The 25,829-nt window shown below is 63.6% G+C and carries 22 protein-coding genes; 12 read left to right on the plus strand and 10 right to left on the minus strand.

The genetic code is table 11. The features are described from left to right. The first annotated feature begins 17 nt into the window (after positions 1-17). The gene (locus VKT51_09855; protein HLJ84463.1) at positions 18-932 is read left to right on the plus strand and encodes a GNAT family N-acetyltransferase; all 915 of its coding nucleotides are present in this window, start codon (positions 18-20) and stop codon (positions 930-932) included. A 57-nt stretch (positions 933-989) separates the two neighbouring features. On the opposite strand, the gene VKT51_09860 is transcribed toward VKT51_09855, so the two are convergent. Then, the gene (locus tag VKT51_09860; protein HLJ84464.1) at positions 990-3,470 is read right to left on the minus strand and encodes a diguanylate cyclase; all 2,481 of its coding nucleotides are present in this window, start codon (positions 3,468-3,470) and stop codon (positions 990-992) included. A 147-nt stretch (positions 3,471-3,617) separates the two neighbouring features. Here VKT51_09860 and VKT51_09865 point away from each other — a divergent pair, with 147 nt between their 5' ends. Then, entirely contained in the window at positions 3,618-3,824 is a 207-nt protein-coding gene (locus tag VKT51_09865; protein HLJ84465.1) for a hypothetical protein, read from the plus strand. A gap of 8 nt (positions 3,825-3,832) precedes the next feature. Here VKT51_09865 and VKT51_09870 read toward each other — a convergent pair whose 3' ends face one another. Continuing rightward, positions 3,833-4,477, minus strand: a complete 645-nt coding sequence (locus VKT51_09870) for an MBL fold metallo-hydrolase (protein ID HLJ84466.1) — start codon at positions 4,475-4,477, stop codon at positions 3,833-3,835. A 59-nt stretch (positions 4,478-4,536) separates the two neighbouring features. On the opposite strand from VKT51_09870, the gene VKT51_09875 reads away from it, so the two are divergent. The 4 genes from VKT51_09875 (at position 4,537) to VKT51_09890 (ending at position 9,744) form a co-directional block, all read left to right on the plus strand. After that, positions 4,537-5,655, plus strand: a complete 1,119-nt coding sequence (locus tag VKT51_09875; GenBank protein HLJ84467.1) for a hypothetical protein — start codon at positions 4,537-4,539, stop codon at positions 5,653-5,655. Further along, positions 5,652-6,824, plus strand: coding sequence for an aldehyde dehydrogenase family protein (locus VKT51_09880; protein ID HLJ84468.1), 1,173 nt, complete (start codon positions 5,652-5,654; stop codon positions 6,822-6,824). The genes VKT51_09875 and VKT51_09880 overlap by 4 nt, the downstream gene beginning before the upstream one ends. Beyond that, positions 6,814-8,121 carry an aspartate aminotransferase family protein gene (locus VKT51_09885; protein ID HLJ84469.1) on the plus strand — a complete coding sequence of 436 codons (1,308 nt, stop codon included), beginning with the start codon at positions 6,814-6,816 and terminating at the stop codon, positions 8,119-8,121. Before VKT51_09880 ends, VKT51_09885 begins: the two co-directional genes overlap by 11 nt. Before the next feature lie 351 nt (positions 8,122-8,472). Then, positions 8,473-9,744, plus strand: coding sequence for an MFS transporter (locus VKT51_09890; GenBank protein HLJ84470.1), 1,272 nt, complete (start codon positions 8,473-8,475; stop codon positions 9,742-9,744). Positions 9,745-9,801: 57 nt separating this feature from the next. On the opposite strand, the gene VKT51_09895 is transcribed toward VKT51_09890, so the two are convergent. Then, positions 9,802-12,531 carry a tetratricopeptide repeat protein gene (locus tag VKT51_09895; GenBank protein HLJ84471.1) on the minus strand — a complete coding sequence of 910 codons (2,730 nt, stop codon included), beginning with the start codon at positions 12,529-12,531 and terminating at the stop codon, positions 9,802-9,804. 380 nt (positions 12,532-12,911) lie between these two features. Between VKT51_09895 and VKT51_09900 the strand changes: the two genes are divergently transcribed. Both VKT51_09900 and VKT51_09905 read left to right on the plus strand, forming a co-directional pair. Next, entirely contained in the window at positions 12,912-13,478 is a 567-nt protein-coding gene (locus VKT51_09900) for a hypothetical protein (protein HLJ84472.1), read from the plus strand. A 456-nt stretch (positions 13,479-13,934) separates the two neighbouring features. Next, positions 13,935-14,294 carry a hypothetical protein gene (locus VKT51_09905; protein HLJ84473.1) on the plus strand — a complete coding sequence of 120 codons (360 nt, stop codon included), beginning with the start codon at positions 13,935-13,937 and terminating at the stop codon, positions 14,292-14,294. Positions 14,295-14,318: 24 nt separating this feature from the next. Here the strand turns inward: VKT51_09905 and VKT51_09910 are convergent, their stop codons facing one another. Genes VKT51_09910 through VKT51_09920 form a run of 3 tightly spaced genes read right to left on the minus strand, consistent with a single transcriptional unit; the run spans position 14,319 to position 17,611 of the window. Then, entirely contained in the window at positions 14,319-15,596 is a 1,278-nt protein-coding gene (locus tag VKT51_09910; GenBank protein ID HLJ84474.1) for a dihydrolipoamide acetyltransferase family protein, read from the minus strand. A gap of 15 nt (positions 15,597-15,611) precedes the next feature. Continuing rightward, complete coding sequence (locus tag VKT51_09915; protein ID HLJ84475.1) at positions 15,612-16,595, minus strand: alpha-ketoacid dehydrogenase subunit beta; 984 nt, start codon at positions 16,593-16,595, stop codon at positions 15,612-15,614. Beyond that, positions 16,595-17,611 carry a thiamine pyrophosphate-dependent dehydrogenase E1 component subunit alpha gene (locus VKT51_09920; protein ID HLJ84476.1) on the minus strand — a complete coding sequence of 339 codons (1,017 nt, stop codon included), beginning with the start codon at positions 17,609-17,611 and terminating at the stop codon, positions 16,595-16,597. Before VKT51_09920 ends, VKT51_09915 begins: the two co-directional genes overlap by 1 nt. A 112-nt stretch (positions 17,612-17,723) precedes the next feature. Between VKT51_09920 and VKT51_09925 the strand changes: the two genes are divergently transcribed. Next, entirely contained in the window at positions 17,724-18,224 is a 501-nt protein-coding gene (locus tag VKT51_09925; protein ID HLJ84477.1) for a hypothetical protein, read from the plus strand. Positions 18,225-18,255: 31 nt separating this feature from the next. Here VKT51_09925 and VKT51_09930 read toward each other — a convergent pair whose 3' ends face one another. Beyond that, entirely contained in the window at positions 18,256-19,695 is a 1,440-nt protein-coding gene (locus VKT51_09930) for an NAD-dependent malic enzyme (GenBank protein ID HLJ84478.1), read from the minus strand. 87 nt (positions 19,696-19,782) lie between these two features. On the opposite strand from VKT51_09930, the gene VKT51_09935 reads away from it, so the two are divergent. From VKT51_09935 to VKT51_09945, 3 genes are read left to right on the plus strand one after another with little or no spacing between them, the layout of a single operon-like run. Beyond that, positions 19,783-20,898: a hypothetical protein gene (locus tag VKT51_09935; protein HLJ84479.1), complete on the plus strand. Its 1,116-nt coding sequence runs from the start codon at positions 19,783-19,785 to the stop codon at positions 20,896-20,898. Further along, a complete protein-coding gene (locus VKT51_09940; protein ID HLJ84480.1) occupies positions 20,888-21,253 on the plus strand; it encodes a helix-turn-helix domain-containing protein in 366 nt (121 codons plus the stop codon). Before VKT51_09935 ends, VKT51_09940 begins: the two co-directional genes overlap by 11 nt. Continuing rightward, complete coding sequence (locus VKT51_09945; GenBank protein HLJ84481.1) at positions 21,231-21,437, plus strand: TOBE domain-containing protein; 207 nt, start codon at positions 21,231-21,233, stop codon at positions 21,435-21,437. Before VKT51_09940 ends, VKT51_09945 begins: the two co-directional genes overlap by 23 nt. A gap of 54 nt (positions 21,438-21,491) precedes the next feature. Here the strand turns inward: VKT51_09945 and VKT51_09950 are convergent, their stop codons facing one another. Genes VKT51_09950 through VKT51_09960 form a run of 3 tightly spaced genes read right to left on the minus strand, consistent with a single transcriptional unit; the run spans position 21,492 to position 25,776 of the window. Further along, positions 21,492-23,135, minus strand: coding sequence for an ATP-binding protein (locus VKT51_09950; GenBank protein ID HLJ84482.1), 1,644 nt, complete (start codon positions 23,133-23,135; stop codon positions 21,492-21,494). After that, positions 23,135-24,613 (minus strand): glycosyltransferase, encoded by a 1,479-nt coding sequence (locus VKT51_09955; GenBank protein HLJ84483.1) that lies wholly within the window; start codon positions 24,611-24,613, stop codon positions 23,135-23,137. The genes VKT51_09950 and VKT51_09955 overlap by 1 nt, the downstream gene beginning before the upstream one ends. Continuing rightward, positions 24,610-25,776: a HEAT repeat domain-containing protein gene (locus tag VKT51_09960; GenBank protein HLJ84484.1), complete on the minus strand. Its 1,167-nt coding sequence runs from the start codon at positions 25,774-25,776 to the stop codon at positions 24,610-24,612. The genes VKT51_09955 and VKT51_09960 overlap by 4 nt, the downstream gene beginning before the upstream one ends. Between the last annotated feature and the right edge of the window lie 53 nt (positions 25,777-25,829).

Below are 25,829 nucleotides of genomic sequence, written 5' to 3' on the forward strand. Positions count from 1 at the left end.
GCGTCATCGTCCGGCCGATGACCGCTGCTGATCTGCCCGCGGCAGATGGCATATTTCGCGGCGCGTTCGCCGCGTATCTTGGGGTCGACCCGCAGACCTTTATGCGCGGCCGCGCGATGGTTCAGGGCCGATTCGGCACGAATCCGGCCGGTGCGATCGTCGCGCACGACGGCGATAAGGTCGTCGGCTCTAACATGCTAGCGAATTGGGGCTCGTTCGGTTTTTTCGGTCCCTTAACGGTTGACCCGACGCGTTGGAAACAAGGGATAGCGAAGCGCTTGATGGAGGAGACCGTCGCGCGCTTCGACGCGTGGGGCACGAGACACGCGGCGCTCTTCACGTTCGCGGACAGCACGCAGCATCAAGCGCTCTATCAGAAGTTTGATTTCTGGCCGCGCTTCCTGACCGCGATCATGCATAAGGTTCCAAGCGAACCTCCTGCGCAGACCTTCAGTCGTTTTTCGCGATTGGATCGAAACCAACGAGTATCGGCGGTTGACGAAGCGCGGGATCTCTGCGACGACGTGCTTGCCGGTCTCGATCTCGGCCGAGAGATCGATGGAATCGCGGCGCAATCACTTGGCGACACGATCCTCATCCGGTCCGGCGATCGCCTCGAAGGTATCGCGCTGTGCCATTTCGGCGGCGCCTCCGAAGCTGACGAGAGGAGTTTTTACGTCAAGTTTGCGGCGGCGCGGCCCGGACAGAACGCCCAGTCGAATTTCATAGCGCTGATCGGCGCATGCGAATCACTTGCCGTAGAGAACGGGTTGACCGACATCGAGATCGGCGTCAGCACGGAGACGGTCGAAGCGTACAGGACGCTCATCGGACTCGGTTTCAAGCCTGCGCATTTCGGCGTCTTCATGCTGCGCGGCGTCGGAAGCGCGATTTATCGCCCGGATCGATATGTCATCGCGGATCTGCGTTAAGATGTGAATATGTAGGGCGGGCCTTTATGGCCCGCCGGCGGACCGTAAAGGTCCGCCCTACATTATTGCGCGGACGAGGGTCTCCACGATGCGCTGTTCAAAACCTGTGTCAGCACGAAGCCGCGCGATCGCGTCGGCTCGCGTGAAGGCGCGCCGATGCGGACGATCAGCTTCCATCGCCGCGAGCACGTCGATAACGGCTAGCACCTTGCCGAGCTCCGAGATCTGATCGCCGCGCAGCCCGCGCGGATAACCGGAGCCGTCAATGCGTTCGTGATGGAAAGCCAACGCTTCAGCGGCTGCGGCGCCGTCGGGATAGCCGCGCAACAGTTCCGAGCCTCGCTCGACATGGGTCTGAACCAGCGTTCGCTCCGCGTCGTCAAGGACGCCGGGTTTCGCGAACACGCGCCCTGGTAGCGCGAGTTCACCGACATCGACGAGAGTGGCTGCCTGTAGCAGCGTCTCGGTCGTCTTCGGGTCCAATCCGGCAGCGCCGGCATACGCTGTCGCAAAGCGATGCATCGTACGCATGTGCTCGCGACGGCGCCGGCCGCTGTTCGCGATCACGCTGACCAACGCCAAGAAGGGCGTAAGGGCGGCTCCCGGCGTCCATTCGAGCACGTCGTCGCCCGATCGGCGCGCGCGCTCGCCGCGTTTGTCCGCGTAAAGCGCGGCATCTGCCGAAGCGACGAGCTGCTCCAGATTATCCGCGTCCTCGGGGTACGCACCAAAGCCGATCGAGAGCGAGATGGGGACGGGGGAATGGCCGCCGTGCCTCACGGGGCGCGCCTCGACGTCCGCGCGAAGTCGCTCGACGAACGCTCGCGCCGCATCGCCGTCGGCTCCGGGCAGAATCGCGCAGAACTCGTCGCCGCCGAAGCGCCCGACGACGTCGCTTCCGCGAGCCACGGCATGCAAGGAACCGGCCACCACTTTGAGCACGGCGTCTCCGAACTGGTGGCCGTACGAATCGTTGATCCCCTTGAACTGATCCACGTCCATCATCAGCAACGCAAGCCGTCCGTGTTCGCGCTGTGCCCGCTTGAGTTCGAAACTCAGTCGATCCAGCAGCGTCTGCTTGTTGGGAAGTCCCGTCAAGGCGTCGTGATCGGCGCGAAGTTTTGCCCGCTCGTAGAGGGTCGCGTTGCGCACCGCAACGGCCGACTGTTCTGCGATCGCGGTCAACAGCTCGACATGGCGGTCGCTATACGCGGACTGCGCATACGATTGAACCGCGAGCGCGCCGATGATCTCGCCGCCGATGGTCAAAGGCACGGCGAGGACGGATTGAACTTTGACCACGCCTTCTCCGACCGCCGTCTGCGTCAGCCGCTCGCGCTCCGCGATGTTCGCCACGAGCACGGGCGCACCGGTCTCGAACACGCGCCCGACGATCGTTCCTTCGATCGGATAACGTTGCGGCGGAAACTCCCGGTCGCCTTCGACGAGGTACTCGAGCGTGACGGTGTGCGCTTCGCCGGCGAACGCGACCATGAAGAGCGGTGCATCGATCACGCGGCGCACTTGATCTTTTATCTTGCCGAAAAGGCCGCGCAAGTCCAACTCCGAGGTCAGCGCGCGCGCCACTTCCACGATGAGGTTCAAGTCTGCCGCGCGGCGCGCGCTCGCGCGCGTATTGGCGGCGTTCTCAACCGCTATCGCAGCCTGCTCCGAGACGGCGACGAAGAGATCCACATCCGCGTCGCTGTAGGCGTTCGACTTCGTCGTCTGCACGCACATGAGCCCGATGACTCGATTGGCGAGCTTCAGCGGCGCGAAAATCGCCGAGACCGGATCCGGCGTGCCCGTGAAGTTGCGGCTATCATACGGCAGCCAGTCCTCGAGCTGCCTGAACACCTTTGCGGCCGCGTTTTCGATGACCGCGCGCCCGATTTCAGTGAGTCTGATGCGCATCCCGCGCGCGGCGGCGTGCCCATGCTCGACGCAATAGACGATCTCGAGCTCTTCTCCGGCGTCGTCGAGAAGCCCGGCCCAGAAGATCGACGCATCCATCGCGCGGCCGATGTGGGCGTGGAACTTTCCGAAGAGCGCCTCAACGTCTGACTCGTTCGCAAGCGTACGCGAAGTCGCGAGCAGGAGCGATCGCGCGCGCGAAGCGGCGTTTTCCGCGCGCTCGCGCTGCATCGCATCGAGCCGATGTCCGATGAGCACGGCGGCGGTCTCGGCGATGGCGAGCGCGCCAGGCGCGAACGATCCATCGCTCTGGGCCACGCAGAACCCGCGCAGCGTTCCACCGACGTAGAGCGGCGCAGCGAGTGCCGCGGGCCGCTTCGGGGCCGGCAGCGAGGATTGGACGCCGGCGAAAAGCTGCGGCTGAGCGCTCGTCAGCGCGAACGCGAGCATGTGCGAATCGAGCGGGCCCGGATTTGGATCGCTCATGTCACCATGATAGCGGTAGCGCACCGGACTCGACGGATCGTCGCCGAACGTCGCGATGGTGAACTTTCGGAAGCCGAACGCCGCCAGCTCGGTGTGCAAAGCGGCAAACGCGGCATCGCCGCGGACGCGCGCGAACACGCGCGCCAGCCGAAGAAAGGACGGCTCGTCGTCGTGTTGATGAGGGTCGGTGACGCCGCTCACGGTCATACTTGATATATCGGCCGTAACGGGTGCAGGCTTTGCCCGGTCACTATATCAACGCGGACGACGACGAGAGGGGCACGCTTGACCGAGATCTACCTGTTCTGCACGCGATGCGCATCGGAAGTGACCGAAGAGGCATGGGCCTGCGAGACGTGCGGCCGGGACACGATCGATGCCGCGTTGGTCGCCCTCGGCAAACCAAAACGCGCGCTGTTGAAACGTGCCAAGGCGGACACGACTACGAAGCTCGGCGGCGCCTCGCCGCCGATGCGCCGCCCATCGCTCTAACGGACGAGCTAGACCTCTTCTGTTCGAACGAGAAACGGATTCGTGTCGCGCTCGTGACCGATCGTGGTATCCGGACCATGGCCGCATATGACAGGCCAGTCCTCCGGCAGCGTCAAGAGCCGCGTGCGAATAGACGTTATGATCGCGTCGAACGAACCGCCCCAAAGATCCGTACGTCCGATGCTGCCGTTGAAGAGCGTGTCGCCGGCGATGACGAGCGGCGAATCCGTGTGTGCGACGAATGTCACGCTGCCGGGCGAATGGCCGGGTGTGTGCACGACGTCGAGGCCTTGGGCGCCGAATTCGACTCGGCCCCCGTCTTCGAGATAGCGATCGATCGTCGTCTCTGGAGGCGACGGCACGCCGAGCCATCGGGCTTGCTCGCTCAGAATGCGGTAGATCTCCAGATCGGCTTCGTGAAGCATAGCCGGCGCGCCGGTAATATCTTTAAGCGTGGCCATGGCGCCGACGTGGTCGATGTGGGCATGCGTCGCGACGATGGCGACGACTTTCAGAGCATGACGCCGTAAGACGGTTCCGATCCGGTCCACTTCATCGCCCGGATCGACGACCACGGCAGACTTGGTCGCTTCGTCCCCGAGCACGACGCAATTGCACCCTAGCAAGCCGACCGGGAAATGCTCGACGATCATTCGACGACGGCAATTCTGGAAAGGTGCGGCCCGCCCCCCGTGCAAGTGTGCCGCGCACCATGACCTTTGCCCCAACTGCAGACCACCGCGACGAGATCGCGCGCTCGCTCGATGAACGGATCGCCCGGTACATGACGGGCGCACCGGACGACGACGAATTCGAACGCGTGGCGCGCAAGCTCTTCGCGTACCAATACGAGCGCAACGCACCGTACCGCGCGTTCTGCGACCGCATGGGTCGACGGCCTGGGGACGTCGCCGGCTGGCGCGACGCGCCGCCGATCTCTGCGGCATCCTTCGGCGAGGCGCGGCTCGCGTGCTTTCCGGCCGAGCGCAGCGCCTTCGCGTTTGTCTCGAGCGGAACCACGTCGAGCGGGCGCGCATCGCGGCACGAACTCGATGCGGCGGCGTTGTATACGACGTCCCTCGAGACGCACTATCGGACGATGGTGCTGCCGGATGCCGCCGGCATGCGGCATATCTTCCTCGCGCCGCCGTTCCAAGAGGCCCCGCATTCGTCGCTCTCTTTTATGCTCAGCGCACTCGCCGCGCGCTTTGGATCGCGCGAGAGCGGCTTTTTTCTTCGTGGTGATTCACTTGAGATGGCGGACCTCGCGCGTGCACTTCGCTCCGTCGAGCCGTGCGTTGTTTTCGGCACCGCGTTCGCCTTCGTCCATCTCTTCGATCGCTGCCGAATGGAAGGCAAACGCTACCGCCTGCCGCAGGGAAGCCGCATCGTCGAGACCGGCGGATTCAAAGGAAAGTCCCGAGAGGTCGAGCGCGACGTATTATATGGATGGTTTGAAGAGTACCTCGGCGTGCCGAGATCGTTCTGCGTCTCCGAATACGGGATGTGCGAACTCGGCAGCCAGTGGTATGACGCCAACATCGCGGATGAAGTCGCCGGCAACTATCGGCGAGAACATGTCAAGGTCGGCCCGCATTGGACGCGCGCGATCATCGTCGATCCCGTGACCGCGGAAGAGCTTCCGGCCGGCGCGCCAGGGTTGCTTCGCGTCTACGATCTGAGCAACCGCGGCTCGGTCGCGTCCATCCTCACCGGCGACTTGGCTCGCACGCGAGACGGCGGGATCGAGATCATCGGGCGCAATCCCGGCGCGCCGCCCAAGGGCTGCAGCATCGCAGCCGATGCGATACTGAGCGTGACCGATTCATGACGAGCGGCGGCGTTGCGGTCGATTCGCTCGCAGCGGCATCTTCCAGGTTCGTCGACGAATGGCGTGACGCCGGTTCAGCGGTTCGGCGCGAAGCGCGCGCGCGGCTTTCCGGCGGTCTCTGGTCGGAGCCGGTCATCGAGCAAGCGCTCGACAACGCGTTTCACGCGTGGGATGGGGCGCGCGTTCGCGAGACCGTTCAAGACCTTCGCGCTCACAGCTTTCCACATCCGCTGCGCGCGCTCGTCATCCTTCCCGGCAACGTCATCGGTCCGGCGCTGCACGCAGCGCTGAGCGCCGCGATGACCGGAACTCGCGTGCTCCTGAAAGCTGCGAGCACGGAAAGCGTCCTCGCCGATATCGTCGAGCGGCAGTGGAACGTCATCGGAGCGCCGCTCGCGGGGACGCTGCAGGCGCTTTCGTGGAAGGGCGGCGATGTCGATGCCGAGGCGCGTGCGGTCTCTGAAGCGGATATCGTCATCGCATTCGGAAGCGACGCGACGCTCGAGGCCGTTCGAAGCAGGCTTCCGTCCGGCAAGCGATTCAAAGGGCACGGCACCTTGTACAGCGCCGGCGTCGTCTCACCGAATGCAGACCTGACGACCGCCGCCGAGGGAGCCGCGCTCGACGTTTGCGTGTTCGATCAGGCCGGCTGCATGTCGCCGCAGACGATCTACGTCGTGGGAGACGCTTCGCGCGCGCTTCGTTTCGCCGCCGCTCTCGATGCCGCGATGGAGCAAGCGCGACTCCGCTTGCCGCGCACGGCGGCGTCGCCAGAGGAGGCTGCAGCAAGCGCCGACGTGTTGCGTCGCGCGTACGTCACCGCGCTGCCCGCTGCCACGCATGGCCTCGCGGCGATACTCAGCGGCCCCGACAACAATGGCGCGCCCGACCATCTCATCGTCGTCGAACCGCAGGGGCCGCCCACGAACCACGGGTTCGGACGGATCGCCGTTGTCAAACCGCTGGAGTTCGGAAGGGAACCGGTGTTGACGAAGCCGATCGAGCGGCTCGGCGTCGCGGGCACGGCTGCCGACGAGATAGCTCGCGCGCTCTGGGGCGATCGCGACGAGCTCGTCGGCACGTGCGTGACGCTCGGGACCATGCAGCAGCCGGCCGCACTTAAACCCGACCCGCTGGAGTTCACCGCTGTGAGATCCGATGTCGTCTGAGTTGACCGGCTCTGATCTTCCGCATATCATCGTCGAGCCGCCCGGCCCGAAGAGCCGCGCGCTCGCGGCCGAACTGCGCGCTGTCGAAAGCCGCAACGTCACATATGTCGCGCCGGACTGGCCCATCTTTCTCGCGCGCGGCGCGGGCGCGAATCTGGAGGACGCCGACGGCAATCGCTATATCGATCTGAGTGCGGCCTTTGCCGTGGCAGCGGTGGGCCATAGCAATCCACGCGTTGCGGCGGCGATCGGCGGACAAGCATCGATCCTGCTGCACGCGATGGGCGACGTCCATCCCTCGGAGCTCAAGATCGCGCTCGCGCGCGAGCTGTGCGCGCTCGCGCCCGGCAACGGACCGAAACGCGTGATCTTCGGGCTGACCGGCTCCGACGCCGTCGAGTCGGCGTTGAAGACGGCGGCCGTGGCCACGGGAAAGCCCGGCGTGATCTGTTTCGAAGGTGCCTATCACGGCTTGGGCTACGGGTCGCTCGAAGTCACCGATCGCGATATCTTCCGGGCACCGTTTCGGCGTCAGCTCGGCGGGTTCTCGCGACGGCTTCCGTACCCAAGCGAGTCCGATTGGCGCGCATCTGCCCGCACAGTTGAAGAGCTGCTCCGCGCTCCCGAGGGCGCCGAGATCGGCGCGATCATCGTCGAACCGATCCAGGGCCGCGGCGGCGTCCGGCCCGCACCGGTCGAGTGGCTGCGCGAGATCCGGCGTATCTGCTCGGCGACGGCGACGGCGCTCATCGCCGACGAGATCTACTCGGGATTCGGGAGGACAGGCCGCTGGTTCGCATGCGACCATGCAGGCGTCGCGCCGGATCTGCTCTGCGTCGGCAAAGGAATGGCATCGGGTTTCCCGATCTCCGCATGCATCGGCGTTGCAGAGATGATGGACCGCTGGCCGGAGTCGTCCGGCGAAGCGATCCATACGAGCACGTTTCTCGGTCATCCGGCCGGCTGTGCTGCGGCGCTCGCTTCCATCGCAGAGATGCGCGATCGCGATCTCGTGCAGCGCGCGGCCGACTTGGAGCTTGAGATCCGGCCGCGCCTCGAAACGGCGCGATCATCGAATGCGAACATCGTGGAGATCCGTGGCCGCGGGCTCATGTGGGGCGTGCAATGCGCCGGCGGCGACATCGCGGCGCGCGCGATCACGAGCGCGTTGCGGCGCGGCGTCATCGCGCTCCCGTGCGGCCCGCTGGGCGATGTGATCGCCATCGCGCCGCCGCTCGTCATCACGAAAGAACAGTTAAACCACGGCCTTGACGCGCTGTTGCGCTGCATCGCATGAAGTTATCCACAATTTCTTTGCAAAACGAACGAACATTCGTCTTGTATGTTGCGCGCGCCGTACGTATACTTCACATACACCGACCGCGCGGTGCCGAGACGCAAAGCACACAACGGATGCTGCGATTGCAATCGCAGAGAGCGGAACGACTCGGAAATGGCACCCCTGCCGTTGGGGATCCGGCTCCCGCCGGATGATGGACCTGGGGATCGCGTCCCAGTGAAGCCTACGCTGAGCGGATAGAAGGTCCGGAACCTTCCTTTCGAAAGCGCGGCGACAGCGCCATCGGCCAATCAGAGAACGGCCGAGCCGAAAGGCTCGGCTGTTTCTGTTCAGAACGCAAGCGTCCAAGTGTCATTCACGCAAGCGCCCGCCGAAATCGTTGAACCCGAGATCCATGAACGCCCGGCCGTTCGTTTCGGCGCTTTCGCGTTTCGCGATTTCCGTTTGCTCTGGTTCGGTCTGCTGGTCTCCAACATCGGCTCGTGGATGCAGATGTTGGCGCAGGGCTGGCTTGTGGTGCAACTTGCCAACGGAGCATCCGAAGGCGCCTTCTACCTGGGCCTTGTGGGCCTTGTGCGCGCGGCTCCGGTATTATTGCTCTCGGGCATCGCCGGCGCTCTCGCCGACCGGCTGAATCGCAAGCGAATCCTCGCCTTCACCCAGACCACAATGGGGCTGTCGGCGCTCGTCCTCGGCATTCTGGTGGATTTCCACCTCGTGCGCATTTGGCACGTGCTGATCATGGCGGCGGTCTCCGCAGGCGCGAACGCGTTCGACGCTCCGACGCGTCAGGCGATGCTGCCGCAATTGGTCGGCAAGAAAGAACTCGTGAGCGCAATCGGCCTGAATTCTGCCGCATTCAACGGCCCCGCGTTAGTGGGCCCGGCCATCGGCGGGTTAGTCGTGGCCGCGGTCGGCATATCGCCGTGCTTCTATATCAACGCGGCCTCGTTCGCGGCTGTGCTCGTCGCGCTCTGGATGATGCGCCCGCATCCGGCCTCCGAGAGGCTGCGCGAGACGAGCGTGTGGCGCGACGCAGCCGACGGGTTCGCATACGTCGCATCGCACCCTAGCGTGCGCCCGATCTTTGCTTTGCTGGCACTGGTCGGACTCGTCGCTCGGCCTTATTTGCAGCTATTGCCCGGATTTGTGAAGAGCGTGTTGGTGGGCGGCCCGCAGGCGCTCGGCATCGTCATGGCGGCGGCGGGCGGCGGCGCACTAAGCGGCTCGATCGTAACGGCGATGATGGGTCGATCGCAAAGGCGAGGAACGATCATGCTCTCAATGGCCGTCGTCGCCGGGATATCGCTCGCGTGGCTATCGTTTACCAGGTCGGTAGGGCCTGCTTGTCTCGCGCTTATCGTGCTCGGCGCCTCAATCATGCTCTTCATGGGCATGGCCAACACCCTCATCCAGACGAATACGTCTGTCGCGCTGCGCGGCCGCGTGATGTCCATCTACACGATGACGGTCTTGGGGTTCATGCCGCTCGGATCAGGGCTGCTCGGCTGGGCGGCCAGCCTCTCATCGCTGCCGTTGACCTTTGCGGTCGCCGGAACGCTCGTGGTGGTTGCGTCGGTCTTCGCGGCGTGGCGCTCGAACGTGCGCGTGCTGGGATAGGACTTTAGCGACGCGTTGTGCCGCGTCGATCCAACCCAGCCGACGTTGTGGAATACATCACCCCGCGGCCGCAGCAACCGCCTGGTCCTCCGACCACGCTGCGCCCTCTGCGGCTAACTTCTCGATCTCGACGTCGCTGAGTTCTCGGCGCAGCGACGCCATCAACGCGTCGTAGCCCCATTGCTCGGTCAGCTCGCGTTCCATGCCCAGCGCTTCGATCAGCGCGTCGACGTAGCCCAAGAGGCTGCTTGCCCTCTGCGTCTCCCCCTGCAGGGCGGCGATGAGCGCGAGATGCTGCAACGCGATCGCGACAAATGATCTGCCCTGCAGTTCGCGAGCCAGGTTCAACGCTTGCATTGCGGCCTGCCGCGCGCCGTCGAGGTCACCGAGCGCGACACGGTATACGCCGAGGTTGAGGTTGCAAAGGGTTGTGTTATGTTGGTCTTTCACACGCTGATGTATGGCGAGAGCTTCGCCTGCAAGCCGCACGGCTTCTGACCAATGACCTTCTTTGAACTCGATCTCGCCGAGATTGCCAAGCGCTAGCGCTCCGCCGGTCTCGTTGCCGAGCGCTCGAAAGCCTGCGATCACTTCCTCATTGAGTCGGCGCGCCGTGGCCGTATCGCCGCGCGAATCGGCGATGGAGGCAAGCTGCTGGACCGAGCTCATCAGGCCAAGTTTGTCGCCCGCTTCTTGGAAGCTCTGACGCGCTTGCTCGACGGATTGCGCGGCCTCGTCGATGCGACCCATCTGAAATAAGCCGAACGAGAGGTTGATCAGCGACCAACCGAGGCCTTTGGCGTCGCCGACGCGTTCGTACAGCGCCACCGCGCGTTCGGCGGCCTCGACTTTAGCCTTGGCAATCGACAAGTGCGCGAACCCGCGCCACAGTCGCGCGGCGACGCTCGGGTGTGCGTTCTCGTCGATGCGCTTGAGCGCAAACCCGATCCAGTAGCGGCCTTCAGCCACGAGGCCGCCGCTTCGCCATAGCCGGCCGAGCAGACCGGCGATCGTGCCGCCGATGACGTCGTCGTGGCCCTGCGTGATGCCCCACTCCAACGCGGCGCGATAGTTGTCCAAGTCGGCTTCGGCGTTCGCTCGCCATACAAAGGCCGAGCCGGTGGCGTAGCGCAGATCGGCCGCCTGCGCGAACTCACAGAAGGAGTGCGCGTGCCGTCTGGTCAGCGACTCCCAGTCACCCATCGACTTGAGTTTGTCCTGACCGTAGGCGCGCGTGGACTCGAGCAGATGGAATCGTTCGCGCTCGCCGTGGACATCTGCGACAACCAGCGACTTGTCGACGAGCGACATAAGCAGGTCCAGCAGCGCGATCTCATCTCGGTTTATCGAACACACCGAAACCGCGGCATCCAAGCTGAACCCGCCGGCGAAGACGCTCAACTGCATGAATAGACGCTGTTCGTCGGGTACGAGCAGGTCGAAGCTCCAGTCGATCAGCGCGGCGAGCGTCTTCTGTCGCGGCAACGCCGTGCGGCTGCCGCCGGTCAGGATCTGAAATCGCTGGTTCAAACGCTGCGCCAGATTTGCGATGGAAAGTATTTTCACGCGTGCGGCGGCGAGCTCAATCGCGAGCGGTATGCCATCCAGACGCCGGCAGATGTCCGCAACGATCGGAGCGTTCGCGTCGGTCAATGCGAAGCCCGAACCCGTGTGCTGCGCGCGGTCGACAAAGACCGCGACGCTTCCGTATTGCATCGCATCGGGCGCGCTGAGCGCCGAGTCGGCATCCGGCACACTCAGCGACGGAAGCCGGTACGTGGACTCGCCGGTGATCCCGAGTGCTTGACGCGAGGTGCAAAGAATGCGGACCTCAGGCGCGGCGGCTAGCGTCGCGCCGACGAGCGATGCGACAGCGTCTATGAGGTGCTCGCAATTGTCGATGACGAGCAGTACTTGCTTGCGCTTGAGCCGCTTTGCGATCAGCTCGTCCACGCGCTGACCCGACGCCTGGTTGATCTCAAGCGCGCTCGCGACGACGCTCGCGACGAGTTTCGGGTCGGTGATCGGCGAGATGTCGGCAAACCAGACGCCGTCGGCAAAGCGCTCGATCAAATCGGCGGCGATCTGCAGCGCCACGCGCGTCTTTCCGACTCCTCCGGCACCGGTGATCGTGACCAGGCGGTGCTCACCGATCAGTCGTTTGAGAGCGTTCAGATCTTCGTCGCGACCGAGTAGGGCCGTGGCCTGCAGCGGCAGGTTGTTCGGAAGTTCGTCCAGCGAGCCGAGCGGCGGGAACTCCGTCGCAAGGCCTTCGCCGCAGAGTTGCCAGACATGCTCCGGCTTCGTGAGATCCTTGAGCCGACGGATGCCGAGATCGACGAGCGTCGCGTCGTGTGGGAGCCGATCTGATACTTGCTCGCGCACGCTCTCAGAGATGAGCACCTGACCGCCGTGACCGATAGACATCAGGCGGGCGACGCGGTTCACGACAGGTCCGAAGTAGTCGCCGTTCCTTTCGACCGCCTGCCCCGAGTGGACACCGATCCGGATGCGAAGTCCGCCGACATCCGCAAAGCCTTCTTTTGCGAGCTCATGCTGCGCAGCCGCGGCGGCAGCGAGCGCATCTGCGCTATCGTCAAACGCCGCACAAAACGCATCTCCGACGGTTTTGAACGTGTGTCCGCGATTGGTCTCGATCGCGCGCCGCACGATTGCGTCATGTCGTTCGACGGCCGAGCGCATGGCGTCGCCATGCCGTTCCCATCGCTGCGTGCTGCCCTCGATGTCGGTGAAAAGGAAAGTGACCGAGCCCGTAGGGATGGGCACGGGCATCTCGGAGTCCGACTTCGAATCAGCAGGGCGTTGCATTGATTATCAAGATCAGAGCGGGTCTAACTTTGCAATCGCACGCGTCGGCGGTCGTCGGGAATGCCGCTTCGGTTTGGCCGGCCCAGGTCTTTGTCCGGCATTATATCAAATGAGGCACCACCAAGCAAAACGTCAGTACGGGGAGGCGCCGGAGTGGCGAGGCTATCACGCCTGGTTAAACGGTAATGCCAAGCACGTACTCCTCAATTGGCGCGCGCGTAGGATCACATCGGGAATACCGAACTCTGATCGATTCGGTCATCGAGGCCGGCGAAAAGATTCAGTTCGACGGCGGTTACTATTGCCGCTGGAAATCGAGTGATGGGGCCGAGCTATGGGTGGCGATGCTCGGGGGAGCATTTCGCTGTATCACGCCGTATTTTCGCGGCAAGTCCAAGATGACGTTCGCGATCACGGAGGATATCGAGCGACCGCCTAACACGGTCGATGGCGCGGTCTACGGCTGGATGGATCCGGTCGACGGCGAGCCGGAAAACGGAGCACATCCGCTCGCGTTTGACGTCGTTGGCAAGTATCTGTTGGGCAAGCTCACCCTTCCGATGATCCGCGAAATAAAGCTCTGCGCGTGCGCGCGAGAGCTTACCTCCTTCGACTCCGAAAGCGAATTCGACGCGGCAGGCACAGTTTTCGCGCCAGAGTATTTCAGCCCGATTGGAGTTCTTCGTGACGAGCAGCGCGACGCTCGCGCACTCTTCAACGGCCGCGTCCTCGAGACGTGTGAGTTTCAGAATGCGCTCGTGGGGCGCCGATATCGCTGGGTTTTGGTCAAGACCTACGGCGGGTTGGTGGACGTGGTATTTGATCCGGAGCAGATCGCGGTCGTGCCCCAAATCGGCGGGATAATAAAAGGTTCGTTCCACCTCTTCGGACACGTCGAGGTGTAATGTACAACTGCAGACCGAATAGTCGCGGGTGAAACGGAGCATCGCGTGTGCATCTTTTTGCAATTGATCGTCAGCGTGTTTTTGTCGACCGCGACGTTGGCGATAGATTTTCCCGGCGATTTGCAAACGCCTGAGGGCACAACCAGGATGAGAGCGAGTGACTTCGGCGCAGTGCAGACTGCCTGCAGATTTTTCACTCGCGACTCGGGACTGAGTTGCGGGTCAAGTCAAACGAAGAGAATTCTCATCCACGTATTTCAAAACAAGAATCAGCTAGATGTCTTGTTCTCAGCGCTAGACCAAGATAGCCACCTTGGTAATTTAGATCGAGGTTCGATCATCTATGTACTGGATGAGACATCGCTGAGGCTTGTGCGCAAAGGCTATCCAGAATAAGGCCAGCAGGCGCGCTGCTTGGGACAAATCGCCGCATCGTCGACATCAAAGGGAGGGTAAATGGACGCGCCGTTACTTCAGTTTCTTCTTGCATACGGGATCTTCGGTCTGTTCGGCGTCGCCGGCATCGTCGTCTTATGTTACGCGCCGAATGGCGCACCGAGATGGACCTTGCTCATTGCGTTGATTTTGACGGCAGGCGTGAGCGTGTGGAACCTCGCGCAGAGCCAGGCTGACGCCGGCGCGTGCGCGACGATCGCCATGTTTGTCTCCCCGAAAGCGCATGAGCACGACGCTGCGAGCCATGTTTGCGTGAGCGCCTGGCATCTCCATGGACTTCTACAGGTGGCGATGACGGCAGTATTGGCCGTCGCATGCATCGGAGGACTTGCATCGCGCTCCGCTAGCAGGTCCGCCTAAAAGCGGCGATCCTGACGATAGGCGTCAGGCGTTTGCGTAATTCTCCAGGCCCTTTTTGACCGCGGTCAAGAATCGCGAAGCAACGGCGCCATCAAGCACGCGATGGTCGAGGCACAAGCACAGATTCATGATCGAACGGATTGCGATCGCGTCATTCACGACCCATGGCCGCTTCACGACAGCTTCCATCGTGATGATCGCGGCTTGCGGCGGGTTGATGATCGGCACCGAAGCAATGTTGCCGAGAGCGCCGGTGTTGTCCACGGTTATCGTGCCGTCCGCGAGTTCTGCCATGGTCAATCTGCGACGGCGCGCCTTCTCGACGAGCTCGGCGATCGATTGCGCCAAGCCGGCTAAGCTCAACCGGTCGGCATCACGCACGACGGGAACGATGAGCCCTTCCTCGACGTCGATCGCGATGCCGACGTTGATGTGCTTGCGCTGGATGATGTGATCGCCGCCCCACGCGCTGTTGACGATGGGATTTTCTTTGATCGCGCGGCAAACCGCTTGCACGACGATCGGCAAGTACGTGAGGTTGACTCCTTCGCGCGCTTTGAAGGCCGCTTTCTCGCGGTCGCGCCAGCGCGAGAGCTCGGTGACGTCGGCTTCCATCATGCACCACGCATGCGGAATGGTGGACACCGCCTGCAACATGCGTTCCGCGATCGTCTTACGCATCTGCGAAAGACGGATGACCGTATCTTCGTCGCCGGCGTGCGCTTCGACCGGAGCATGCGCTTGTCGCGGCACGGGCGTGGCGGCCGAGGTCGGCGCGCCGGGAGACGATCGCGCAACGGCCGGCGCAGATGGCAGGCCTTTCAACGCCGCCGAAACGTCGTTCGCCGTGACGCGTCCGCCGCGGCCGGTACCGCTGACGCCGCTCAGATCGATTTGATGCTCGCGCGCGAGCTTGCGCACTGCCGGTGAATAGCGAACGCCGTTGCCGTCGCCGGTCCGCGACGTCGCGCCGCTGAAGCCCAAAGGTGCGGCGGTCTGCACCGGAGCCCGCGACGGAGCCTCTGCGGACGCAGCGGGGGTGGCGGTCTTAGAAGGCGCCGCGACGCCGCTCTCAGCGATCTCGCACACCACGGCGCCCACCGGCACTGTTTGTCCTTCCTCGACCGAGATCGACGTGAGCGTGCCGCCGAACGGAGACGGAATCTCCGACGCGACCTTGTCGGTCTCGACCTCCAAAAGCGGCTCGTACTTCGCGACCTGATCGCCGGGCTTCTTCAGCCAGCGCCCAACGGTGCCTTCGGTGACCGTCTCGCCGAGTTGCGGCATGCGCACCTGTGCCACTTGCGAACCTTCTATCTAATACGCCGCGAGATCGCGCATCGCCGTCGCGATCCGCGCCGGGCTTGGCATGAATGCTTCTTCGTATGCTTTTGAGTAGCCCATGGCGGGAACGTCGGGTCCGCACAAGCGGCGGATCGGCGCGTCCAGCTCGAAAAGCGCTTCCTCCGCGATGATCGCCGAAACTTCCGCACCAACGCCGCCGAACTTGTTGTCCTCGTGGACGATGAGCACGCGTCGCGTCTTGGTCGCCGATTTGACGATCGTCTCCCGGTCCATCGGCCGGATCGAGCGCAAGTCTACGACTTCCACGTCGATGCCGTCTTTGAACAATTCGTCGGCGGCTTGCACCGCGAAATGGCGCATCAATCCGTAGGTGATGACGGTGAGATCGCTGCCGGGCCGCGCGATATCCGCTTTGCCCATGGGGATCTGGTAATCGCCTGGCGGCACCTCGCCTTTGATCAGACGATAGGTCTTCTTGTGCTCGAGAAACAGCACGGGATCATCGTCGTTGATGGCGGTGTTGAGCAGACCCTTGGCGTCGGCCGGGGTCGACGGTGCGAGGATCTTCAAACCGGGCACGTGATAGAACAGCGCTTCGATGCTGACGGAGTGCGAGAGCGCCCCGCCGACGCCGCCGCCGTACGGCGTGCGGATCACGAGCGGACAGGTGTTCCCGCCGGCGGTCCGATAGCGCATCTTCGCGGCTTCGCCCACGATCTGGTTATACGCTGGATAGATGAAGTCGGCGAACTGGATCTCGGCGATGGGCCGCATGCCGGCCATGGCTGCGCCGACGGCCACGCCGACGATCGAGGCCTCGGCGAGCGGCGTGTCGAGCACGCGGTCGTGGCCGAATTCTTCGATAAAATCCTTTGTGATCAAAAAGACATTGCCGCGCGGACCGACGTCCTCTCCCATGATGAAGACGCGCTCGTCGCGCGCCAACGCGTCGTGCAGCGTTTCACGGACTGCTTCCAAAAGGTTTTTGACAGCCATTACGAGAGCGGTCCTTCGGCGTAGACGTGAGTGTACAGATCTTCTTCGCTCGGCATCGGCTGGTGTTCGGCCCAGTCGGTCGCTTCGTCCACTTCGTGTTGCGCGCGCGCTTTCATATCCAGGATGCCGGCCGCATCGATATAGCCGCGGTCGGTGAGCCACGCTTCAAACCGCGGAACCGGATCGCGCTTCTTCGACGCCTCGATCTCATCGGCCGTGCGGTACTGCAGCTGATTATCGTCGGACGTGTGCGACATCGCGCGATAGCATTTCGCTTCCACGAGCGTCGGGCCGCCGCCGGCGCGCGCGCGCTCTACGGCTTCGCGCACGGTGGTGTACGACGCGATCGGATCGGTGCCGTCGCAGATGACGCCCGGCATGCCGTAGGCGCTTGCGCGATCGGCGACGTTCTTCACCGCCATCTGCATTTTCTGCGGCACCGAGATCGCGAACTCGTTGTTCTCGCATAAGAAGACGACGGGCAGCTTATGGATGCCCGCGAAATTCATGGCTTCGTGCCACTCGCCTTCGCTCGTGGAACCTTCACCGAACGACGTCAGCACGACCGAGTCTTCCTTGCGCATCTTATGTGCGAGCGCCATGCCGACCGCGTGCGTGACGTGCGCCGCGATGATGGATGAGATGCTCGCGATGTTCCGATCCGGCACGCTGTAGTGGTTCGGGAACTGGCGGCCGCTCGAGAAGATGTCATCTTTGCGCGCGAAGAGGCACATGAGTTGCTCGCGCGGCGTGACGCCGAACGAGAGCGCCATGCACGTATCGCGGTAGTAGGGCACGAGCCAATCCGTGCCTTTGCGCAGCGCGAACGCCGCGGCCACCTGAATGGCTTCGTGCCCTTGGCAGGTGGCGGCAAATGGGATCTTGCCTTGGCGGTTGAGTGCGAAACCGCGGTCGTCGCACGTGCGGGTCAAAATCATGCAATAGTACATCTCGCGCAGACGGTCCGGAGTAAGCCCCTCCGGCAAAGTCTCGCGAACGCTCGGTTCGCTCTTCATGCGGCTCGGTTCGTCCCGGGTCGCGGCCTTTTCCTGGCTTGCGTGTGTTGGCGGACGAACGGGTATGGTGCGGGAAGTAGAGGGGCGAACGTCCGTTCAGGAGTCTTTCGTCATGAAGATCACAGTCCGGTTTTCCGCCGTCGTGCTCGTCACGCTCGTCACGCTGGGCAGCGTCGCGTGCGGCGGCAAATCAACGTTTACCGATAAGAACGGCAACGTCACGACGGTGGATCCTGCGCACCACACCGTCACGTTCAAGGACAAGACGGGTACGCATACGGTCGCCGATTCTGTCGACGCCCGCAAACTTGGAGTTCCGATCTACCCCGGCGCGGCTGTGGCTTCGGGCAGCGGATTTCATGTCGGACAGGCGACCCACGGCGGCGACGTAGCGCTTCTCACCACGGCGGATTCGTTCGACAAGGTTGTGGCGTGGTACGACGCCCACATGCCGAAGGGAACGGTTCGTCAGGGAGTCTTGAAGACGCCTATCGGCGGCGCCGCTACATTTACCCTTGCAGTGCCGAGCGACAACACCAAGCGGGCTGTTATGATCGCGGGCAACGATCACAAGACGACCATCACCGTGACGGCCGGCACCGGCGCGCCATAGCGACATTCGTTCGCGACGGCGACGGATACGCTCAGGCGCTAGGAACGCCGTCCTCGGTCGCCGGCGTCCGGCGCGCCGAACCCGATTCCACCGCCGCGGCCGACGTCGCTTTTGCGACCGCTTCGACGACGCGCGTGTCGAAGACGCTCGGGATGATATACTCGGCCGAGAGTTCGTCTGGACCGATGACGCCCGCGATCGCGTGCGCCGCCGCCAACTTCATCGCTTCGTTGATGTGCCGCGCGCGCGTATCAAGCGCACCGCGGAAGACACCCGGGAACGCGAGCAGATTGTTGACCTGGTTCGGATAGTCCGAGCGTCCGGTCGCCATCACGGCCACGTGCGGCTCCGCGACGTCCGGTGCGATCTCGGGCAGCGGATTTGCCATCGCGAAGACGATCGGATCCTTCGCCATGGACTTCAGATCGTCGACGGTGAGCAGATTCGGGCGCGACAGGCCGATGAAGACATCGGCTCCCTTCATCGCTTGCGACAGCGGACCCGTGAAGCGTTCGCGATTGCCGTTGTCGGCGAGCCACTGCCACATCTCGTTCTCGGGATACGATTTGCCGCGCACGAGCGCGCCGTCGCGATCCACGCCGATGACGTCGGCGGCGCCGGCCGACAAGAGTATCTTCGCGCACGCGCCGCCCGCCGCCCCGATGCCGTTCACGACGATGCGCGTGTCTGCGAGATTCTTCCCGACGACTCTGAGCGCGTTCAAGAGCGCCGCGAGGATCACGATCGCGGTCCCGTGCTGGTCGTCGTGCATGACGGGTATGTCGAGGCATTCGTCGAGCCGGCGCTCGATTTCGAAACAGCGCGGCGATGAGATGTCCTCGAGATTGACGCCGCCGAATGCCGGCGCGATGCGGACGACGGTCTCGACGATCTCGTCCGTGGATTTCGTATCCAGGCAGATCGGAAACGCGTCGACGCCGGCGAACGCCTTGAAGAGCATCGCCTTGCCTTCCATCACCGGCATCGCCGCGTACGGCCCGACGTCACCGAGGCCCAGCACCGCCGTGCCGTCCGTGACGATCGCCACCGTGTTGCGCTTGATGGTGAGCGCATATGCTTTCGCCGGATCTGCGGCGATAGCCAAGCTGACGCGCGCGACTCCGGGCGTGTAGACGCGCGAGAGGATCTCTCGATTGGTCACCGGCATGCGCGGCGTGATCTCAATCTTGCCGCCGAGATGCGCAAGGAACGTGCGGTCGCTCACGTTGACGACTCGCACGCCTTCGATCTTCCCGATCGCCGCGACCACAATGGCGAGGTGGTCCTCGTCTTGCACGTCGATGCTGATATCGCGCAGCACGGTTTTCTTGCCGACGCGATAGACGTCGACCGCCCCGATGCGCCCACCCATCTCGGCGATGACCTGCGCGACGTGCGCGAACGTGCCTAAAGCCGTGATCTGCTCGATCCGGACGATGGTAGAAAACCCGATCTTCATCTGCTCTCGCACTCGGGAAAATACTCCTCACGCAAGGGAATGACCGGCCGCGGACTAAAACACCTGACCGCATATTCCCCCATTCCGGAGGAAATCTTCGTGCGCAGAGTGATCGCGCTCGCGATCGTCGTCTCATTGCTCGGCATGAACGTGAGCGGCTGTTCCACGCCGATCGACACGGGCAGCAGCATTCCCGCGCAGAGCCAGCCCATATACACGCTGCTGGCGCTCGTGGGTCTGGGCATCGCGATCACCGCGTTCCACCACCATAGCGAACAGCCGCACAATGGACCGGGCGGAGTTCCGCAAACGCCCATCAGCGTCATCCCGCTTCGTCTGACGAATCAGGTGCCCGTCGATCTCACGCTCGATCCGAACTTTACAGGCAGTTTTGGCGCACTGCTCTCCGGCAACTCGGGCGGGGCGTGGCTCGTGGATCTCGGCGACATCACGACGAACAACGCCGTGACGGTGCAGTACGCGCTGCCGGCTGGTTACCAACCCACGGCGATTGCGATCGATGCGAACACGAGTCTCGACCACGAATGGTTTGTCGACGCCTCGGGCAATGTTGAGGGCTGTGCGAATCCGGGCGTCGGCGGTCCCACCACGTGCACGCCGAGCCCCGGGCCGTTCTCCGATACGCTCGGCTCATGCGGCAAGCGTTATATCTCGGCAGACGCGTCGCACGTCTTTATCGCGTGCGACAATGGTTCGGGAACAGTCGCTTGGGCAGCATTTGACTTCAGCGCGAATAAGACGGGATCTGGAACGTATACCTACACCGCCGGCCCGGCAAAAACTCTCTACGGGACGGATGCCGTCTTCGCCAACGGCCAGGCGATCAGCCAATTCCTGCTCTTCCATAAAGACGGAACATCGCATGAGGTCGTGCTGACGACACCGCCGACGACCGGCGCCGGTCCGACGCTCAATCCGATTCCGCTCGACATCGGCAATGCGGCGATTTCCGGTATCGACATCTTCGCGTACAACGGCGCGCCGACGAGCGGATCGTATTCAATCGCGCGCTACGGCTCGTCCGGGTCGCTCAACTATTCGATACAATCTCTTCTGTTGGTCGCCGAGAATGGTGTTCCGAATCCGGGGCCCGGTCGCACGTTCGGCGTTCCGTTGACCAACCTCCATGCCGACTCATCGGGCGTCTATAGCCTCGATCCGTCAGGCACGCTGGTCGTGTTCCGTGTTTTCTAAGCGCGGTGTCCGCGCGCGCGATGTGCTGCGCAGCCTTGCCCGCGGCGCAGACCCGGATTCCGCGGACACATGCAGGCGCTTGTTGCTCCCGCTTGAGCGCGCCGATGCCGATCGGAACAGCCGGCTCGGCGAGACATTGCAAACGTATTATGCGTGCGGCGGCAGCGTGAGCAAGACGGCCGAGGCGCTGTTCCTGCACCGCAACAGCGTTCGCTACCGGCTCGATCGGGTGCGCGCGCTGCTCGGCGCCGACATCGACCACCCCGAGATCGCCGCAGTGCTGCTGGCTGCGTTTGCCGTCTCCACCGCGCATGATGCGATCGAGGTTCGCGATGAAGCTCAGCGCGCGCAATAGGCTCCCCGGGACCATCGAGCACATCGATGTGGACGGTCTCACCGCAAAAATCACGATGCGCGTCGGCGACAACTGTCTCGTCGCCGTCATCACGCGCGAGTCCGTCGAGGAGATGGAGCTTCACGTCGGCGACGAGGTCTCGGCGGTTATCAAGTCGACGTCGGTGATGATCGCAAAGGAATAGATCCCAATATAAGAGGGCCTAATTTATGAAGGGGCCGACGCTAGTCGGCCCGCGTTATGTTCGCCTGGGCCGACTGACGTCGGCGCCTTCCGTTAGATCCGTGACGCCGATGCGTTCAGTCGATCCATTCAGTCGTGACGCCGCAGGGAGCCAGACCGTCACCGTCGCGCCGCCGCCAGGGGTTTCCGCAAGCGCGATGCGCCCGCGGTGCGCTTCGACGATGCGCTTCGCAAGACTGAGCCCAAGACCGAGGCCTTGACTGGCCGAAGGATGGCCCCGCGCCGCGCGATGGTATGGCGAGAACAAGTCTGCGCGTTCCGAAACGGCGATGCCGGGCCCGTGATCGATGATCGAACAGCGGACGAAATCACCGTCGCGCGAGGCCGCCACTTCAATCGATCCCCCATCAGGCCAATAGCGCACAGCGTTTCCCAACACGTGAGCGAAGAGCCGCGATAATCGGTCCGTATCTGCCGCAACGGTGAACTCGGACAAGCCTTCGGGCAATTCGACGCGATGCGACGGCGGCAGCTTGATCGCGGCGACGCCCAGTTCCAATGCGGTGCGAAGCGAGACCGGGGTGACGCGCAGCCCGTCGCGGCTTGCCGCCAGGCGCTCGAAATCCATCACGTCCGTGATCGAGTCGGCCAGGCGCGCCGAAGCGCCGGCGATGATGTCGCCGTACTCGCGAACCCGCTCGGACGGCATCTCGATCGCGGCGACCAGTTCTGCGTATCCGCGGATCGCCGTGAGCGGTGTCCGCAATTGATGCGTGACGAGGCTGACGAAGTCGCTGCGCAGGCTTTCGAGTTCCTTCTGCTCGGTGATGTCTCGGAAGCAGCATGCGAGACTGTGCCGTCGCGCGCTGGCGCCGATCAGCGCAGCGGCAAGCGATATCCAGATCGGTTGGCCGTTCGCGGCCGAAAGCCGCACGTCTATCGCGCGTCCGGGTTCTTCAATAAAAATTGCCGATGCCTCGGCGAACGAATTGAATGCGTGCGGGAATTGGGGCGCGTGGGGTTGGAGCCCGGCCGCACTCATGGTCTTGCCCACGATCGCGTCGCGCAGGATTCCGGTTATCCGTTCGGCGGCATGGTTCCAGAGACTGACGCGAAGCTCGTGATCGAACGTGCAGATGCCCTCGGCGCTTTCGGCGATGAGCGCTGTTCCGCGCTCGCTCTCCGCGCGCAGCGCTTCAAATCGGCGGGCTCGCGCCAATGCTCGGCCGGCGTGATCGGCCAGTAAGGTCACGTCGTCCGCTTGATCGTCGTCAATCGCTGTGGGGCCTGGATCAAATGCGACGACTGTTCCCCGGCACGGGTCGCCCGCAGCGATCGGCCACGCGGCTACGCGACGGACGCCGAACTCGCGCAAGAGACGGACGAACTCGCCGTCGTCCTCTGGGAGCGCCGAGAGGTCGATCGCGCGCACGGCTTCACCGTTGAGCATCGCGAGCAAGCGTGCGTCGCCTTTGGCGCGCGCGCGGTTGCATGCGCCTTGAAGGCGCGCCACCAATCGCCACGGCGCCGCCTGATCGCCGAACGCTTCGACAAAGTCGCCGTCGGTCTCACGCACCGCCGCTATCGAAAACGCCGCACCGGTGGCGCGGCCGACCCCGCTTGCAAGCGCTGTGCAGACGGCCGCCACGTCATCGCTTTCGGCGAACGCACGCAGCAGATCCGCGAGGCGGCCGGGCATCAGCCGGCCTTGGCCTCAGCATGTTGGGCGGCCGTGCCGAAACCTTGCCGGACCTGCGCGCCCCACTGCTTCTGTCCGCGCACGTAATCCCAGGTGCCCTTGAGCCGCCACCAGAGCGTCAATTGCCGGTAGCCGAAGTTCTCGGCGATCGCGATGAGATTGAGCACGGCGAGATCTCGCCAGCGCGGATATCGATGGAACGATGCCTCTTCCAGCAGCACGGCGGAGACCGAGAGGATGATGCCGAGCACCACAGCGCAGAGCGTATAGATGAGGGCATTGATCGGCGCGAGCAGCCCGAGGATCGCCGCCAGCGGCAGCAAGATGTATCCCGAAAGCTCCACGACCGGTCCGATCGCCTCGATCAGCAGGAAGTAAGGCATCCCGAACAAGCCTGCTCGACCATAGGCGCGATTGAAGAACATCGCCCGATGCTTGTAGAGAACTTCAAACATCCCGCGGTGCCAGCGATTGCGCTGTCGCCCGAGCGTCTGCCACGACGAGGGAACTTCGGTCCAGCAGACCGTCTGCGGCACGAAGAGCACTTCATAGTCGCGCTTGTTCTCTTTGAGATAACGAACGATCTTGACCACGAGCTCTTTGTCTTCGCCGACCGTATCCGAGGAATATCCGCCGACGGTCTTCGCGGTCGCCTTATGGAATAATCCGAACGCTCCCGAAACGATGAGCATGACATTGAGCGTCGACTGCGCGGTTCGCCCGCAGAGAAAGGCGCGCATGTACTCGACGATCTGAAAGAGTTCGATCGGCTTGCGCGGCAGTCCGACCGCCTCGACGCGGCCTTTGACCACGCGGCAGCCGTTTGCAGCGCGGATGATCCCGCCGGTGATCGGCACAAAGGTCGGCCGGTCGAGCATCGGACGAACGACGTGCAGCAACGCATCTTCTTCGAGGATGGCGTCCGCGTCGACAGTGCAGAACAACGGATAGCGCGACACGTTGATGCCGGCGTTCAGCGCGTCTGCCTTCCCGCCGTTCTCCTTGTCCACGACGATGAGCTTGGGGTAAGCCGCGGACGCATAGAGGGCCTTCACCGGTTTGCACGCCACCGTCATGTCGTATCCGAAGTCCAACCGCTCCATCGAGAAGGCCTCGATCATCGCTGCAAGCGTGTTGTCCTTCGATCCGTCGTTGATCACGACGACTTCGTGCTTCGAATATTTCAAGCGTAGAAGCGATCGCACGGATTCGACGATCGTCGCGCCTTCGTTGTGCGCTGGACAAAGGATGGATATCGGCGGGACGAGCCGCGAGCGGAATATCTGCTCGAGGCGTTCCTTGTCGCGCGTGCGCAGATAGCGGCGCACCTCGATCAGCGCGATAAACGTGAACAGGAGGTACGTGAGGTCGACGAAGACGACATAGAAAAAGACGAGCGCATTATATCCGAGCACGATGTGGCGCGCGACGTTCCACGCCGGCGAACCATACCACGAAAAATGGAGAGCCGCGATCATGCCCGGCCGACCGGAACGCGTATCGCGGCGCGCGATGCAGACAAAAGCACGAGTCGTTGGAGCGCCGCGACCGCGGCCTTGCGCGCAGGCGAGCCCGGCTCTTCGACCAGCGCCCGCGAAAGCACAGCCCGGCCGTGCTCACCGGCATCGGCAAGCGCTTCGGCCGCGTGACTGCGGACCCACCAGACCTCGTCGTGCAAGCCGGCTTCGAGCACATCGAAATAGCGATCTGTTTGCGCACGCTTCGCCTCGTCTGCGGGGGGCGGACCGAGGGCGTGCAGCGCCTTCATCACGCGCACGCGGACGAACCATGCGGCGTCTCCGGCTGCAGCATACAGCGCAGCGACACGATCCATAGCGCCGCCGCGCCCCAGCGCCTCTGCCGCGCGGGCACGCACTTCAGGCGATTCGTGGCGGAGCGCTCGCTCGGCGGGAGCGAAATCCGCCATCCATCCGATATCGGCGAGAATCTCGAGGGCGAGCGCCGCGATCCGGATATCGGCGTCTTCGACAGCGGCGGTGAGCGCCGGTACCGCGGTCATGCCCATTCTTGAAAGCACTTCGGCGACGCGCACTTGTTGCCAGCGCGTCGGATTCCGCAGTGCTGCGAGCATCGGCGCGATCGCGACTTCGGAACCGATCGCACCGAGCGCCTCCGCGGCGCCGATGCGCACGAACGGATCGGGGTCGTCGCGAAACACTTCGATCAGCGCGGGTACGGCGATCGGCGAATGCATCGCGCCCAGAAGCATACACGTCTTCACGCGCGATTCCACGCTGCGCGACTTCAGCCGCAGCATGGCCTCGGCGACATAGCCTGATTCTTCCAGCACTCGTACGAGCCGATCGCGCAGCTCGCCCGTGACAAAAACGAGATGGTCGACGATCGTCTCCTGCACGGCGTCGCCGACGGTGCCGCGCGGCGGGGGCAGCTCCATCACGAATACGCCGCCGACGAATACCTGGCGGCCGTCGCATCGCAGCTCAGACTCGCCGTCGAAGAGCGGCGGGAGGTGCTCGAGCAGCCAGCTACGGGTCCGTGCCGCGACGCGGGCGCGGTTCTCTCGCCACATGCGCATCGCAAAGATGCCCGCGAGCAAGAGAACAAGTGCCAGCTCAAGGCACCCGAGTATCCGCAAGAGATATGGAAGGGACGGGACCATCAATTATATTATCGGCCGAATTATGTAGGGCGCGCCTTTGCGGCGCGCCGGCG

This window comes from Candidatus Eremiobacteraceae bacterium, assembly GCA_035295225.1.
Lineage (GTDB): Bacteria > Vulcanimicrobiota > Vulcanimicrobiia > Eremiobacterales > Eremiobacteraceae > JABCYQ01.

Bases quoted from the DNA above. Each gene is read 5' to 3' on its own strand.
- VKT51_09855 (HLJ84463.1), top strand. From the start codon at position 18: ATGACCGCTGCTGATCTGCCCGCGGCAGATGGCATATTTCGCGGCGCG.
- VKT51_09870 (HLJ84466.1), bottom strand. From the start codon at position 4,477: ATGATCGTCGAGCATTTCCCGGTCGGCTTGCTAGGGTGCAATTGCGTC.
- VKT51_09875 (HLJ84467.1), top strand. From the start codon at position 4,537: ATGACCTTTGCCCCAACTGCAGACCACCGCGACGAGATCGCGCGCTCG.
- VKT51_09880 (HLJ84468.1), top strand. From the start codon at position 5,652: ATGACGAGCGGCGGCGTTGCGGTCGATTCGCTCGCAGCGGCATCTTCC.
- VKT51_09885 (HLJ84469.1), top strand. From the start codon at position 6,814: ATGTCGTCTGAGTTGACCGGCTCTGATCTTCCGCATATCATCGTCGAG.
- VKT51_09905 (HLJ84473.1), top strand. From the start codon at position 13,935: ATGGACGCGCCGTTACTTCAGTTTCTTCTTGCATACGGGATCTTCGGT.
- VKT51_09915 (HLJ84475.1), bottom strand. From the start codon at position 16,595: ATGGCTGTCAAAAACCTTTTGGAAGCAGTCCGTGAAACGCTGCACGAC.
- VKT51_09920 (HLJ84476.1), bottom strand. From the start codon at position 17,611: ATGAAGAGCGAACCGAGCGTTCGCGAGACTTTGCCGGAGGGGCTTACT.
- VKT51_09925 (HLJ84477.1), top strand. From the start codon at position 17,724: ATGAAGATCACAGTCCGGTTTTCCGCCGTCGTGCTCGTCACGCTCGTC.
- VKT51_09945 (HLJ84481.1), top strand. From the start codon at position 21,231: ATGAAGCTCAGCGCGCGCAATAGGCTCCCCGGGACCATCGAGCACATC.
- VKT51_09950 (HLJ84482.1), bottom strand. From the start codon at position 23,135: ATGCCCGGCCGCCTCGCGGATCTGCTGCGTGCGTTCGCCGAAAGCGAT.
- VKT51_09955 (HLJ84483.1), bottom strand. From the start codon at position 24,613: ATGATCGCGGCTCTCCATTTTTCGTGGTATGGTTCGCCGGCGTGGAAC.
- VKT51_09960 (HLJ84484.1), bottom strand. From the start codon at position 25,776: ATGGTCCCGTCCCTTCCATATCTCTTGCGGATACTCGGGTGCCTTGAG.